Source organism: Mesorhizobium sp. WSM4807 (assembly GCF_055811615.1).
Map to the genome: position 1 here is coordinate 143,766 of NZ_JBVVQY010000011.1, position 12,684 is coordinate 156,449.

13 protein-coding genes are annotated in these 12,684 nt (G+C 62.9%); 8 read left to right on the forward strand and 5 right to left on the reverse strand.

Annotated elements, in window-relative coordinates; all coding sequences use genetic code 11:
- Window positions 1–24: 24 nt before the first annotated feature.
- The 4 genes from AC0L3N_RS16905 to AC0L3N_RS16920 form a co-directional block, all read right to left on the reverse strand.
- Window positions 25–543, reverse strand: a complete 519-nt coding sequence (locus tag AC0L3N_RS16905) for a YcnI family copper-binding membrane protein (protein WP_473548666.1) — start codon at window positions 541–543, stop codon at window positions 25–27.
- A 57-nt stretch (window positions 544–600) separates the two neighbouring features.
- Window positions 601–1,140 carry a copper chaperone PCu(A)C gene (locus AC0L3N_RS16910; RefSeq protein ID WP_473548667.1) on the reverse strand — a complete coding sequence of 180 codons (540 nt, stop codon included), beginning with the start codon at window positions 1,138–1,140 and terminating at the stop codon, window positions 601–603.
- A 104-nt stretch (window positions 1,141–1,244) separates the two neighbouring features.
- Window positions 1,245–1,601 carry a hypothetical protein gene (locus AC0L3N_RS16915; protein WP_473548668.1) on the reverse strand — a complete coding sequence of 119 codons (357 nt, stop codon included), beginning with the start codon at window positions 1,599–1,601 and terminating at the stop codon, window positions 1,245–1,247.
- Window positions 1,602–1,696: 95 nt separating this feature from the next.
- A complete protein-coding gene (locus tag AC0L3N_RS16920; protein WP_473548669.1) occupies window positions 1,697–2,623 on the reverse strand; it encodes a GntR family transcriptional regulator in 927 nt (308 codons plus the stop codon).
- A 224-nt stretch (window positions 2,624–2,847) separates the two neighbouring features.
- On the opposite strand from AC0L3N_RS16920, the gene AC0L3N_RS16925 reads away from it, so the two are divergent.
- The 6 genes from AC0L3N_RS16925 to AC0L3N_RS16950 all read left to right on the forward strand — a co-directional run bounded on the left by AC0L3N_RS16925 (window position 2,848) and on the right by AC0L3N_RS16950 (window position 10,485).
- Window positions 2,848–4,398, forward strand: coding sequence for a UxaA family hydrolase (locus AC0L3N_RS16925; RefSeq protein ID WP_473548671.1), 1,551 nt, complete (start codon window positions 2,848–2,850; stop codon window positions 4,396–4,398).
- 62 nt (window positions 4,399–4,460) lie between these two features.
- Window positions 4,461–5,459 carry an aldo/keto reductase gene (locus AC0L3N_RS16930; RefSeq protein WP_473548672.1) on the forward strand — a complete coding sequence of 333 codons (999 nt, stop codon included), beginning with the start codon at window positions 4,461–4,463 and terminating at the stop codon, window positions 5,457–5,459.
- Window positions 5,460–5,797: 338 nt separating this feature from the next.
- Window positions 5,798–6,793, forward strand: coding sequence for a substrate-binding domain-containing protein (locus AC0L3N_RS16935; RefSeq protein ID WP_473548673.1), 996 nt, complete (start codon window positions 5,798–5,800; stop codon window positions 6,791–6,793).
- A gap of 91 nt (window positions 6,794–6,884) precedes the next feature.
- Window positions 6,885–8,438: a sugar ABC transporter ATP-binding protein gene (locus AC0L3N_RS16940; protein ID WP_473548675.1), complete on the forward strand. Its 1,554-nt coding sequence runs from the start codon at window positions 6,885–6,887 to the stop codon at window positions 8,436–8,438.
- Window positions 8,435–9,400, forward strand: coding sequence for an ABC transporter permease (locus AC0L3N_RS16945; protein ID WP_473548676.1), 966 nt, complete (start codon window positions 8,435–8,437; stop codon window positions 9,398–9,400). The genes AC0L3N_RS16940 and AC0L3N_RS16945 overlap by 4 nt, the downstream gene beginning before the upstream one ends.
- 68 nt (window positions 9,401–9,468) lie before the next feature.
- On the forward strand, window positions 9,469–10,485 hold the full coding sequence (locus AC0L3N_RS16950) for a zinc-binding alcohol dehydrogenase family protein (protein ID WP_473548677.1): 1,017 nt from the start codon (window positions 9,469–9,471) through the stop codon (window positions 10,483–10,485).
- A 249-nt stretch (window positions 10,486–10,734) separates the two neighbouring features.
- Here the strand turns inward: AC0L3N_RS16950 and phnF are convergent, their stop codons facing one another.
- The gene (gene phnF, locus AC0L3N_RS16955; protein WP_473548678.1) at window positions 10,735–11,484 is read right to left on the reverse strand and encodes a phosphonate metabolism transcriptional regulator PhnF; all 750 of its coding nucleotides are present in this window, start codon (window positions 11,482–11,484) and stop codon (window positions 10,735–10,737) included.
- Between the two features lie 123 nt (window positions 11,485–11,607).
- On the opposite strand from phnF, the gene phnG reads away from it, so the two are divergent.
- Together phnG and phnH are read left to right on the forward strand one after the other, a co-directional pair.
- Complete coding sequence (gene phnG / locus AC0L3N_RS16960) at window positions 11,608–12,072, forward strand: phosphonate C-P lyase system protein PhnG (protein ID WP_473548679.1); 465 nt, start codon at window positions 11,608–11,610, stop codon at window positions 12,070–12,072.
- Window positions 12,072–12,683 carry a phosphonate C-P lyase system protein PhnH gene (gene phnH / locus AC0L3N_RS16965; protein ID WP_473548680.1) on the forward strand — a complete coding sequence of 204 codons (612 nt, stop codon included), beginning with the start codon at window positions 12,072–12,074 and terminating at the stop codon, window positions 12,681–12,683. The genes phnG and phnH overlap by 1 nt, the downstream gene beginning before the upstream one ends.
- Window position 12,684: the final 1 nt, after the last annotated feature.

Genomic DNA, 12,684 nt, shown 5'->3' on the forward strand with positions numbered 1-12,684 from the left:
CTTTCAAAGCGCGCCGCCAAAAAATCATTTCTTCGGCGAAAGCTTGAGGCCCGGCGCCGGATATTCCAGGGCATCCTCATCCTGGCCGGCCGCCGGAATCTCGATCCAGCGTTCGGCAGCGCCGTCGCATTCCTGCACCACCGGGAAATAGAGCGTTTGGCCGGCCGGCAGCTCCGCCGCCAGTGTCCCGCGGAAGGCGAATTCGTCGTAGAATTCGTCCGGCAGGCTGCCGCCGCTCCAGTCGATTTCCCTAGCGCCTGACGTCACCGCCTCACCGTGGAGCTGGTAGGATTTTTCGTATCTGCCTTTCTTGACCTGCAGCGTCCAGCCCGGCTTCGGCATCGGCTTTACCGAAATGACCCCTTCCGGGATCTGCACGCGCACGGCGGTCGTTGCCTTGCCCTCACAGCCATGCGGCACGCGCAGGACGGCCTTATAGGTCGAACCGACCGCCGCCTCCTGTGTTTCCAGCGTAATGTGGGCAAAGGCCGTGCTTGTCCCCAAGGCGAAAAACGCGCCGGCCGACAGAAGATACCTGTTCATGATGGTCCCTCAAATTTCGAATTGTCCGGATCTGGCCGGGTCAGTTGGCGTGCCGGATCAGTTAGCATGATTGTCCATGCCGCCAGTTTCGCCGATGCCTTCCACGGCGAAGTCGACAGTGACGCTGCCGGCCTTCTCGAAGGTCAGCGTGGCTGGAAAGGTCTCGCCTTGCTTCGGTTGCCGTTTCAGCCCGACGAACATCAGATGATAGCCGCCGGGTGCCAGCGCGACCTTGCCGCCGGCCGGAATTTCAAGGCCACCGGTGACCGGCCGCATGGTCATGACGCCATCGCTGACGCCCATCTCATGCAGTTCGGTCTTGGCCGAAACTTCAGAGGAGATCGACAGCAGCCGGTCCGGCGAACTGCCGGTGTTGGTGACGGTGAAATAGCCGCCGGCCACTTTGGCGCCAGGTGGCGTGGCGCGCGACCAGGGATGCCCGATCTCGAGGTCGCCAACCCTGAACTCATGCGCGAAAACGGCCTGGGCGCCGACGAACAGGAGGGCGAGGAGGAACACGGTGATGCCGAGTCGCTCCTCGAAGCTGTGCAGGAAGGACCTGTTGCGGCCGAATCGCGCGCGGAAAAAGTGAGACATGATAGCTCCAGAACTGAGAGAGCGCGCCGGTAGCCGGTCGCGAACAGTTTCGATGTCGAATGAATGCGCTCGCCAAGACTTCCGCAAGGCGATCTGGGAACGGATCAGGCCGTCGCCGGCGGCGCACGCGGATTCGATGGAGAGCGGTCGCGGGTGAGATCGAGGTGCTGGAACGCCGGCAGCACAAAGGCGACGATTTCGACGGGAAAATTGCCGGGCACCGTGGCGGCAGCGGGCGGCGGCGCGTAAACAGCCGAGGCCATGCCGCAGCCAAGCATACTGCAAGCCGGCATGTGCTGCTGGTGTGGATCGCCGCCTGGAAGCTGGGCCGCGCCCTCCTGGGTGCAGATGACATTGCCGAAGGCGTCAAGTTGCGAAGCATTCGGCCCGATGCCGAAGGCGAATGCGCCAAGCGCCGACTGGAGCACGAGCAAATAGGCCGCAGCGAACGCGGCCGGCATGCTCCATCGTCTCCGCCGGATATTCAAAGACCTGCCTCTTCACGCAGCAATGGCCAGATATCTAGCACGGGCTCAGCAGGTGGAAAATCGCCAAATCACTGCTGCGGCAACGCGGCGCTTTGAGCCCGTTGCGGCTGCTGGCCTTCCGGAATCGACGTCAGCAGCGTGTGCCGCGCCGACTTCAGATGCTTGCGGCAGGCGGCGTCGACCTTGCCGGGATCGCGCGATTTGAGCGCCGCGATATAGGCCAGATGCTCCGCGACCGCCACTTCGTTGCGCTCGCGCTCCTGCGCCTTGTTCCACTGGTAGTGGTAATGGAAGATCATGGCGATGACGTCGTAGAAATCGACGATGAAGCGATTGTGCGACGCGCGGTGGATCAGCCGGTGAAAGCGCTCGTCGAGCTCCGAGAATTCGTTGAAGCGCGTGGCGATCTCGCGCGCCAGCAGGCGGTGCTCGTCTTCCAGCAGGTCGAGGTCGGCCCACACCGGGCTGTCTTCCGGCAGCGCGGCAAAGGCGGCAGCCGAGCGCAATTCGAACATCTCGCGGATTTCAGTCAATTCCAGCGCAAAAGCGCGGGTAAAACCTTTCAGCACCCAATGGCTGTTGCGGCGCTTCTCGATCAGCCCAAAGCGGGAAAAGCGGATCAGGAACTCGCGCACGCTGGTGGTGCCGACGCCGATCTCGCGCGCCAGTTCGAGTTCGTTGATCTGCATGCCGGGCTCGGCGCCGCCGGCAAGCAGCCGCCGCATGAAAGAGCGCTCGATGATCTGCGACAGCGTGTCGGTCTCTTCCTCGGGGAAAAAGTCGTCCGGCCGCGGCACGCGCAAGACCGTCTTGCTGCGTTTGTTCCAGGCGATCAGCCCCGTTTCTTCCATGCGCGCAAGGATGGTGCGGATCGTCGTGCGGCTGACGCCGAGCAGCACACCCAATTCGGGCTCCGACGGCAGGCTTTTCGTTTCGTCGAGCAGCCGCAGACCGCGATTGTAGGCGTCCTTATAGACGTTATTGCTCTTCGACATCCCTGCCCCATTGCGCGCCGGCGCTTGCGGCGGCCGGCTTGAAGCGCGATATTGACAAACGTTCCTAGCGCAGGCCCCCAAAAAGCGGAATTGCTCTTCAGAAGTCAGCCCTGATTCCGGTGCCCCGTCCTCTGCATCCATAAGAACGCGCGGCGTCGTCACGAAAAAACAATTGACGCAAAACTGTTTTTTCACGATAAAAGACATTATCTTTTAACAGGCGCATGTCAATCCGCTTGCCCATCCCAGGAACACCCAGGAAACTGCCAGTGAACCCCGCAAACAGCATTCTTCTGTCTCCCGCCGACAATGTCGCGGTCGCCAATGGCCGCATCGAGATCGGCGCGGTCCTGCCGGGCGGTGCCGTCGCCACGGCGTTGATCGAACCCGGCCACAAGGTGGCGATCAAGCCGATCGCCGCCGGCGAGGCCGTGGTCAAATACGCTCAAGCGATCGGCCGCGCCACCCAGGACATCGCGCCCGGCGAGCATGTCCATTCGCACAATCTGGTATTCGAGTCCGGGCGTTTGCCGGTGGTGCCGCCGAGCGAAGCCGTGCACGCGACCGAGGCCGACCGCGCCCGCACCTTCATGGGCTACCGTCGCGCCGACGGCCGTGCCGGCACGCGCAACTTCATCGGCATTCTCGCCAGCGTCAATTGCTCGGCCACCGTTTGCCACGCCATCGCCGACGAGGCGAACCGCACGCTGCTTCCCAGATATCCGGGCATCGACGGCTTCGTTCCCATCGTCCACGGCCAGGGCTGCGGCATGAGCGCCACCGGCGACGGCATGATGGTGCTGCACCGCACGCTGGCCGGCTATGCCCGCCATCCGAATTTCGGCGGCGTGCTGATGGTCGGCCTCGGTTGCGAGGTCAACCAACTCACCCTCTATGGCCAGAAGGGCGTCGCCGCGGGGAAACGCCATTTCAACATCCAGGAAGCCGGCGGCTCGCGCAAATCGGTCGAAAAGGCGATGCTGGTGCTGGCCGAGATCGCCGAGGAGGTCGGTAAGCTTGAGCGTGAGCCGATCCCGGTCAGCGAGATCGTCGTCGGCCTGCAATGCGGCGGCTCGGACGGCATGTCCGGCATCACCGCCAATCCGGCACTGGGCGCCGCCGTCGATATCCTGGCCGGCGTCGGCGGCATCGGCATCCTCTCCGAGACGACGGAAATCTACGGCGCCGAGCATCTGCTGGCCTACCGTGCGGCGAGCCCGGAGATCGCCGCCAAGCTGGACGGCTATGTGAAGTGGTGGGAAGACCATGTCGCCAAGCACGGCGCTTCCATCGACAACAATCCGTCGCCCGGCAACAAGCGCGGCGGCCTGACCACCATTTTGGAGAAGTCGCTGGGCGCGGTCGCCAAGGGCGGCCAGACGCCGCTCAACGGTGTCTTCGGCTATGCCGAGAAGGTCACCGGGCACGGCTTGGTGTTCATGGACACGCCCGGCTACGACCCGGTCTCCGCCACCGGCCAGGTCGCGGGCGGCGCCAACGTCATCGTCTTCACCACTGGCCGCGGTTCCTGCTTCGGCTGCCGGCCGACACCGTCGATCAAGGTCGCCAGCAACTCGACCATGTACCACGTGATGGAAGAGGACATGGACGTGAATTGCGGCGTCATCGCCTCGGGCGAAAAGACCATCGCCGGCATGGGCCGCGAGATCTTCGAACTGATCGTCGAGACGGCTTCCGGCCGCAAGACCAAGAGCGAGGAGTTCGGCTACGGCGACAACGAGTTCGTGCCCTGGCACCTCGGAGCGACCCTCTAGACCAGCCACTAACTGACTTAAGACATAGACGGGCCAGGCGAATGGCCGGTGGGAGGCTTTGCATGAAGAAACGCTGTGTTGGCAGCACCGCGCTGGAAATAACCGAGGTCAGCTTCGGCGGCGCGGCGGTCGGCGGCCTCTACCGAGCTTGCCCGCGCGAGGCGGCGATGCAGACGCTGCAGGTCGCCTGGGATGCCGACTTGCGCTATTTCGATACGGCGCCCTTCTACGGCTTCGGCCTCTCGGAACGCCGCTTCGGCGATTTCCTGCGCGACAAGCCGCGGGATTCCTACGTGCTGTCGACCAAGGTTGGGCGCCTGTTCCGGCCGGTGCCGGAAGACCAGGTTCCGGACCATTCCTATGTCGATCCGCTGCCCTTTGCGCTCGACTATGACTATTCCTACGACGGCATCATGCGTTCGGTCGAGTTCAGCTATGCGCGGCTTGGCCTCAATCGAATCGACATCCTGTTCGTCCACGACATCGGCGTCTACACGCATGGCGTCGAGAAGACGAAGCTGCATTTCCGCCAGTTTATGGATGGCGGGCTGAAGGCGCTGGAAGAGCTGAAGTCGTCCAGGGTCATTTCCGCCTACGGCCTTGGCGTCAACGAGGTTCAGATCTGTCTCGATGTGCTGCGCCAGGCGCCGCTCGACTGCATCCTGCTCGCCAGCCGCTATTCGCTGCTCGACCGCACCGCCGAAGCCGAATTGCTGCCGCTTTGCCGGCAACGGCAGACCTCGCTGATCATCGGTGGCGTCTTCAATTCCGGCATCTTGGCGACCGGCCCGGTGCCGGGGGCGCATTTCGACTACCTGCCAGCCACCCAGAACATTCTCGACCGCGTCGGCGCCATGGAAAAAATCGCCGCCGAGGGCGGCTATCCGCTTGCCGCGGCGGCGTTCCAGTTCCCGCTGCACGAGCCTGTGGTAGCTTCTGTGCTGACGGGCACCGCCAAACCGGCCAATCTGGCGCGAAATCTCCAACTGCTCGACGTCCAGGTGCCCGAAACAGAATTCGCCAAATATGATCCCTACACGGTCGTACAGAAACTCGGCTGATGACCCTGCGGCCTTCGCCGGTTAAACGGCGGACGGTGCGATTAGGAGGCGTCACAATCGTACCCCTCAAAAAAAGAATGAATATTCCATATTGACTGGTTGTTGGAATTAATATTCCATACCTTTTCGGAGAGTATTTGTAGGATTTCCAATGAGGATCGGCACTCCCTTCCGGTCGAGACGTACGGAGGGCGATGCGAAACACCGCTTGCGTCGACCGGACCGATATACTATCAAAATGCGGTAAATGTTTTTTATTGATAAAGTTCTGTTTGGAGCAACGCCTATCCAAACCGAGCTTCCGCAACGTTCACCGGGCGACTTAGGGAGGAAGTCTAATGAAATTCGTGACCAGCATTCTCAACCGCCGCGCATTCGTGGCGCTCGCCGCCGCCTCGATGCTTGCCGGCGTGATGCATTCGGCGCCGGCTTCGGCGGCGGACGTAACCATTCCGATCATCGTCAAGGACACCACCTCTTTCTACTGGCAGATCGTCCTGGCCGGCGCTCGCAAGGCCGGCAAGGACCTCGGCGTTAACGTGCCGGAACTCGGCGCCCAGGCGGAGACCGACGTCAACGGCCAGATCTCCATCCTTGAAAACGCCGTCGCCGGCGACCCGGCTGCCGTCGTCATCGCACCGACCGAAGCCAAGGCGCTCGGCAAGCCCATCGATGAGGCAGCCACCAAGGTCAAGATCATCGGCATCGACTCCGGCGCCGACTCCAAGGCCTTCACTTCGTTCCTGACCACCGACAATATCCAAGGCGGCCGCGTCGCCGCTGACGGGCTGGCGGCCGCGATCGCCGAAGCCAATGGCGGCAAAATCGAGGGCGACGTCGCCCTGATCACCGCACTTCCCGGCGCAGGCTCGCTCGAGCAGCGCGCCCAGGGCTTCAAGGAACAGCTTGCCGCCAAATATCCCGGCCTCAAGCTCATTGCCGACAAATACGCCGACGGCCAGGCCACGACCGGCCTCAACATCGCGACCGACCTGATCACCGCCAACCCGAACCTCAAGGGCATCTTCGCCTCCAACCTGATCATGGCGCAGGGCGTCGGTCAGGCGATCGCCGAGAACAGCCTTGCCGGCAAGGTCGGGCTGATCGGCTTCGACAGTGACGAGAAGCTGGTCAAGTTCCTCAATGACGGCGTCATTTCCGGCCTCGTCGTCCAGGATCCGTACCGGATGGGCTATGACGGCATCAAGACGGCGCTCGCTGCCTCGAAGGGCGAGAAGGTCGAGGCCAATGTCGACACCGGCGCCAACCTGGTCACCAAGGCTAACATGAAAGACCCGAAGATCGACGCGCTGCTCAATCCGAAGCTCGACTGAGCACCGACATTGTCGCACCGTTTCCGGGGCTTCTTGCCCCGGAAACGACCTACACTCGTGCAACTCGTGAGGCCAATCTGGGAGGATTGTCATGACGTCGACGGCGCAGGAACTGCATCCGGCCCCAACGCTGGAACCGGGCAGGACGATCCTCGAACTCAAGGGACTGGAAAAGCGATATCCCGGCACGCACGCACTGAAGCCGGTTAACCTCGCCTTCAAGGCCAGCGAAATCCACGCGATTGTCGGCGAGAACGGTGCCGGCAAATCCACCCTGATCAAGCTGCTGACCGGCGTCATGCCGCGCACCTCCGGCGACGTCATCTGGGAGGGCAAGCCGGCAGCACTGGCGACGCCGCATGAGGCGATGGCGCTGGGCATCAATGCCGTGCATCAGGAGGTCGTTCTGTGCCGCCATCTCACTGTCGCGGCCAACATGTTCCTCGGCGAGGAGGATTCCCGCTTCGGCATCCTGCAGCAGCGGGCCATGGTCAGGGAAGCGCAGAAGATCATCGACGATCTCGGCTTCGATCTGCCGGCGCATGTCGTGCTGGGTGACCTGACCATAGGCCAGCAGCAACTGATCGCCGCCGCCCGTGCCACCGTGCGCGGCACCAAATTCCTGATCTTCGACGAACCGACTGCCTATCTCACCCGAAAGGAAGCCGACCAGCTGTTCACGCTGATCCGCCGGCTGAAGGGCGAAGGCGTCACCATCATCTATATCAGCCACCGCATGGAAGAGGTGTTCGAACTCGCCGACCGTGTCTCGGTGCTGCGCGACGGCACGCTTGTCGGAACCAGGAACATCGCCGAGACCAACGACGCCGAGCTGGTCAAGATGATGATCAACCGCTCGATCGAGCAAGTCTATCACAAGGAGCATTTTACCCCGGGCGCGACGCTCCTCGAAGCCAGAAATCTCTCCGGCAAGGGCTTCGAAAATGTCTCGATGACGGTCCGTGCCGGCGAAATCGTCGGGCTCTACGGCCTGATCGGTGCCGGGCGCAGCGAGTTCGTCACCACGCTCTACGGCCGTCATCGCAAGTCGGCCGGCCAGATCCTCTGGGAGGGCAAGGCGGTTCAGGTCAACTCCGAGCATGACGCTATCAGGCTCGGCATGGCGCTGGCGCCGGAAAGCCGCCGTGACCAGGGCCTCTGCCTCAACCTGCCGGTCGGCCTCAATCTCAATCTGCCGATCTACAAGCGCATCTCCAGCAATCTGCTGATCTCCAGCGCACAGGAAAAGACCGAGGCGGATCGCCAGATCGCCAATCTCAGGATCAAGACGCCGACGCGCAACGCGCTCGCCTCCAGCCTGTCCGGCGGCAACCAGCAGAAGATAGTCATCGGCAAGTGGCTGGCGCACGGCGCCAAGCTGTTCATCTTCGACGAGCCGACCGTTGGCGTCGATGTCGGCACCAAGGCGGAGATCTACCGCCTGTTCGGCGAACTGTTGTCCAAGGGCGCCGGCATCATCCTGATCTCGTCCTACCTGCCCGAGGTCTATGAACTCGCCGACACGCTGCATGTGTTCCGGCGCGGCAAACTGGTGGCCACTCATGGTTTTCACACCGCCGACCATGAGGAGATCCTCACCCAAGCACTGGCCGAGAAGCAAGAAAAACCGGGAGGACAGACATGAGCACCGAGGCGATACCGGCCGAAAGGCCGAAACGCAACTACAACGCCCTGTTCGGGCTGACACTGCTGGCGCTGCTGGTATTGTTGTGGGTCATCCTGTCGGTGGCGACGCCGAGCTTCGCCTCCGCCAACAACATCTCGAACCTGCTGCGGCAAGGTTCGATGATCGCCATCCTGGCGGTCGGCCAGACCTTCGTCATCATCACCGGAGGTATCGACCTTTCCGTCGGCGCCGTCGTTGGCTTCGCCACCGTCATCGTGGCAATGCTGATCAATGCCGGCGTGCCGATTTTCCTCGCCATCCTGATCACCTTGCTGGTCGGCGTCGCCATCGGCCTGTTCCACGGTTTCGGCATCGTCAAGATGGGCCTGCCGCCCTTCATCATCACGCTGGCGACATTGACCTCGCTGCGCGGCATCGGCCTCTTGATGACCAACGGCAACTCGATCTCGATCAACAACGATGCCTTCCAGCTGTTTTCGCGCGGCTCGTTTCTCGGCGTCCCCAATCTGTTCTGGATGGTGATCCTGGTCGGCATCCCCGCCTACATCTTCCTGCATCACAGCCGCTGGGGCCGGTATCTGTTCTCGGTCGGCTCCAACGCCGAGGCATCGCGTCTGTCCGGTGTCAACGTCCAGCGCACCATCTACATGGCCTATACGCTATCGGGCCTCTGTGCAGCTTTTGTCGGCGTGCTGCTTGCCTCGCGCATCGGCATCGGCAATCCGACACAGGCCGAGGGCTGGGAATTGCAGGCGATCGCCTCGTCGGTGATCGGCGGCACCTCGCTGTTCGGCGCCGTCGGCTCGGTGCACGGACCGCTGCTCGGCGCCTTCATCCTCGCCACTATCAACAACGGCGCCAATCTCTTGAACGTCAACGCCTTCTGGCAACGCATCATCACCGGCGTGCTGATCATCGTCATCGTCTATTTCGACGGCCTGCGCCGCCGCGGCAAGTAGACCATATTAACAAACCGCTGGCCGGCGCTAACGGGGCCGGCGGTGCCATGAACCGACTGGATAAAAGCATGAAAGCCGTCGTCTGCCGTTCGCCCGGTGAGCTTGTTCTGGAAGACCGCCCAGCGCCAGGCACTCCGCCCTCTGGCTGGGCATTGGTCGCGGTCAGTCATGTCGGCATCTGCGGCACCGATTATCACATTTTCGAGGGCAAGCATCCGTTCCTCGCCTATCCCCGCATCATGGGTCACGAGGTCTCCGGCACTGTGATCGAGGCTGGCGAAGGCGTCGATCTGGCCCTCGGCGACCCGGTCATCATCAACCCGTATCTCGCTTGCGGAAAATGCATCGCCTGCCGCCAAGGCAAGCCGAATTGCTGCGTCAGGATCGAGGTGCTCGGCGTCCACCGCGACGGCGCCATGTGCGAGCGGATCCTGGTGCCGGCGCAAAATCTCTATCCGGCAAACGGCCTGTCGCTGGCTGATGCCGCCGCCGTCGAATTCCTGGCGATCGGGGCGCACGGCGTGCGGCGCTCGCTAACAGATCCCGGCGCGCGCACGCTGGTCATCGGCGCCGGGCCGATCGGCCTCGGCACGGCGCTGTTCGCCCGCATCGGCGGTCTCGACGTGACGCTGCTCGACATGAGTGCGGAAAGACTGGGTTTTGCCGCAAGTGAACTCGGCTTCGCCACGCTCGACGGTTCACGGCAGTCTGCGACCGATCTGGTGAAGGAGGCGACCGGCGGCGAAGGTTTTGACGTGATTTTCGATGCCACCGGCAACACCCAGTCCGTCCGTTCGGCCTTCGCCCATGTCGCGCATGGCGGGACGCTGGTCCTGGTCAGCGTCGTCAAGGACGACATCATCTTTTCCGATCCTGAATTCCACAAGCGCGAGATGACGCTCATCGGCAGCCGCAACGCGCTACGCGCCGATTTCGACCATGTCGCCGCTTCGATCCGCAACGGCGCGGTGCCGCTGGCAAAGCTCGTCACCCATCGCACGACGCTTTTGGACACACCGCGCGACCTCGCCCGCTGGGCGCATGAGAAATCCGGTCTGATCAAGGCCGTCATCCAGGTCGGATGAAACCGGAACGCCCTAAAGCGAGATGCGTCAAAACAGGGCATCCGGTTTGTTTTTGTTCCACTTGGCTACAAAGATGCACCAAGGTCTGTTGAGATTCGGGTCAGGCCGAGTCGGAGTCGAAGACGGGCGCGAAGCGACCAAACAGGTGGGTTCCGAGAACCGGAACGCAGCGTACTTTTGGGTACGTGAGTACCGGAAGCGCAGGTATCAGCCATTTGCAGGCCGGTCTCACCTGAATATCAACACACCTTAAAGCGCCGATATCTTGAGCTCGACCCGCTCAGCCGGGAACCGCGTTTCGGCGAACTGGATCGGCTCGCCGTCCGGGGTAACGTTGACGGCGACCGTGACCAACACGATGGCGCCGGGCTGCAGATCGAGATCGGCAAGGTCGGCGGCGTCCGCGTGGCGGGCCGACAACACCGTCGATTGTCTGAGATAGTCACCGATGCCGAAACGCTGGAACGAGGCGGTCACCGATCCGGTTTCGGCCATGGCGGCATCGATGCCGGCGAAGCGAGCCGCGTCGAACCAGCCGGTGGCACGCGAGACCGGTTGCCCATCGGCTTCGCCGCGCGTCTCGAGGCGAATTACATTCGAACCCTTGGCAAGCCCCAGCCCTTCGGCGACGCGCCGGCTGGCCGGTTCGACCGCCGATTCGAGCAGCACGCTGCGACGCTCCGACGCCTGCCCTTGCAAGCCCTCCGAAAAACGGGTGCGCGCGCCGATCGGATAGGACAGGCGCTTGCGCGACAACACGAAGGTGCCGCGCCCCTGCTCGGCCCTGAGCACGCCATCCTGCACAAGTGCTGCGATGGCGCTGCGCACCGTATGGCGGTTGACGCCATAGCGCTCGGCCAGTGCAACTTCCGGTGGCAGCGCAGCATTCTCGGCAAAGTCGCCGACGGCGATCGAATGCATGATCTGCTCGGCGATCTGCCGCCACAGCGAGACGCCGCTGCGCCGCTCCAAGCTGCTGGCCATCTGCTGACCGATCATCTCTTTGCCCCCGATCTTTTTCGCCCTGTCATCCATCCGTCATGGACAGGCTTTAGAGAATAGGTATAATTTGTATAATTGTCTACATCATTATACAAATTGGAACGAGAAGGAACGGCGGCCATGCGAGAACAGGAAGCGCGCGATCAGCAGCTTGAGCGCAAGGCCGTCATGGCGACGTTGGCGCAATCGACCGGCGACGATATCGTCCGCCTCTGGAACGAAGCCGGCCTGCCTTCGCAAGCAGAACTCCTGCGCGGCCCCGAAACCGGCCTGGTCACCGTGCGTGGCCGCATCGGCGGCGGCGGCGCGCCATTCAACGTCGGCGAGGCGACGGTCACCCGCGCGACGGTGCGGCTTGCCTCGGGAGAAGTCGGCCACTGCTACGCGCTGGGCCGTGACAAGCATAAGGCAAAACTGGCGGCGATCGCCGACGCGCTCTGGCAGGATCCCACCCGTCGTAACGAGCTCGAGACCAAGCTCATTGCGCCGCTGCAGGCCGCACTGGCCAGCGAACGTGAACGGCGGCGCGCCGAGACGGCAGCAACGAAGGTCGATTTCTTCACCATGGTACGCGGAGAAGACTGATGGACATCGCAACGCAAGCGATCGAGGGCGGCTTTTCCGATCCGGTGTTCGACGCCCAGACAGTGTTCCGCGCCGTGATGGATGCGATGGCGCGGCCGGGCACCCGGCAGCCTCTGCCGGTCTTTGCCCGCCCGCCGGCGCCGCTGTCGGCCACCGCGGGTGCCATCGCGCTGGCGCTGTGCGACAATGACACGCCGCTCTGGCTCGACCTCGTTTTGCAGGCCCCAGCAGCGGTGAAATCCTGGCTCGGCTTCCACACCGGCGCGCCACTTGCCAACACGCCAGCCGATGCGCATTTCGCGCTGATCGCCACGCCGGCCGAGATGATGGCGCTCGACGGCTTTTCACAAGGCACCCAAGACTATCCCGACCGCTCGATGACGCTGATCCTGCAGGTGAGCGATCTCGTGTCAGGCGTCCCTCTGCTGCTCGAAGGTCCTGGCATCGAAAGAACCGCGACAATCGCGCCGGCGCAGATGCCGCGCCACTTCGTCGAACAATGGAAGCAGAACAATCAGCGTTTTCCCCGTGGCGTCGACATTATCCTCGCCACCCCGGAAGGCGTTGCCTGCCTGCCGCGCACGACGCGCATCAAGACGATGGAGGCGTGAT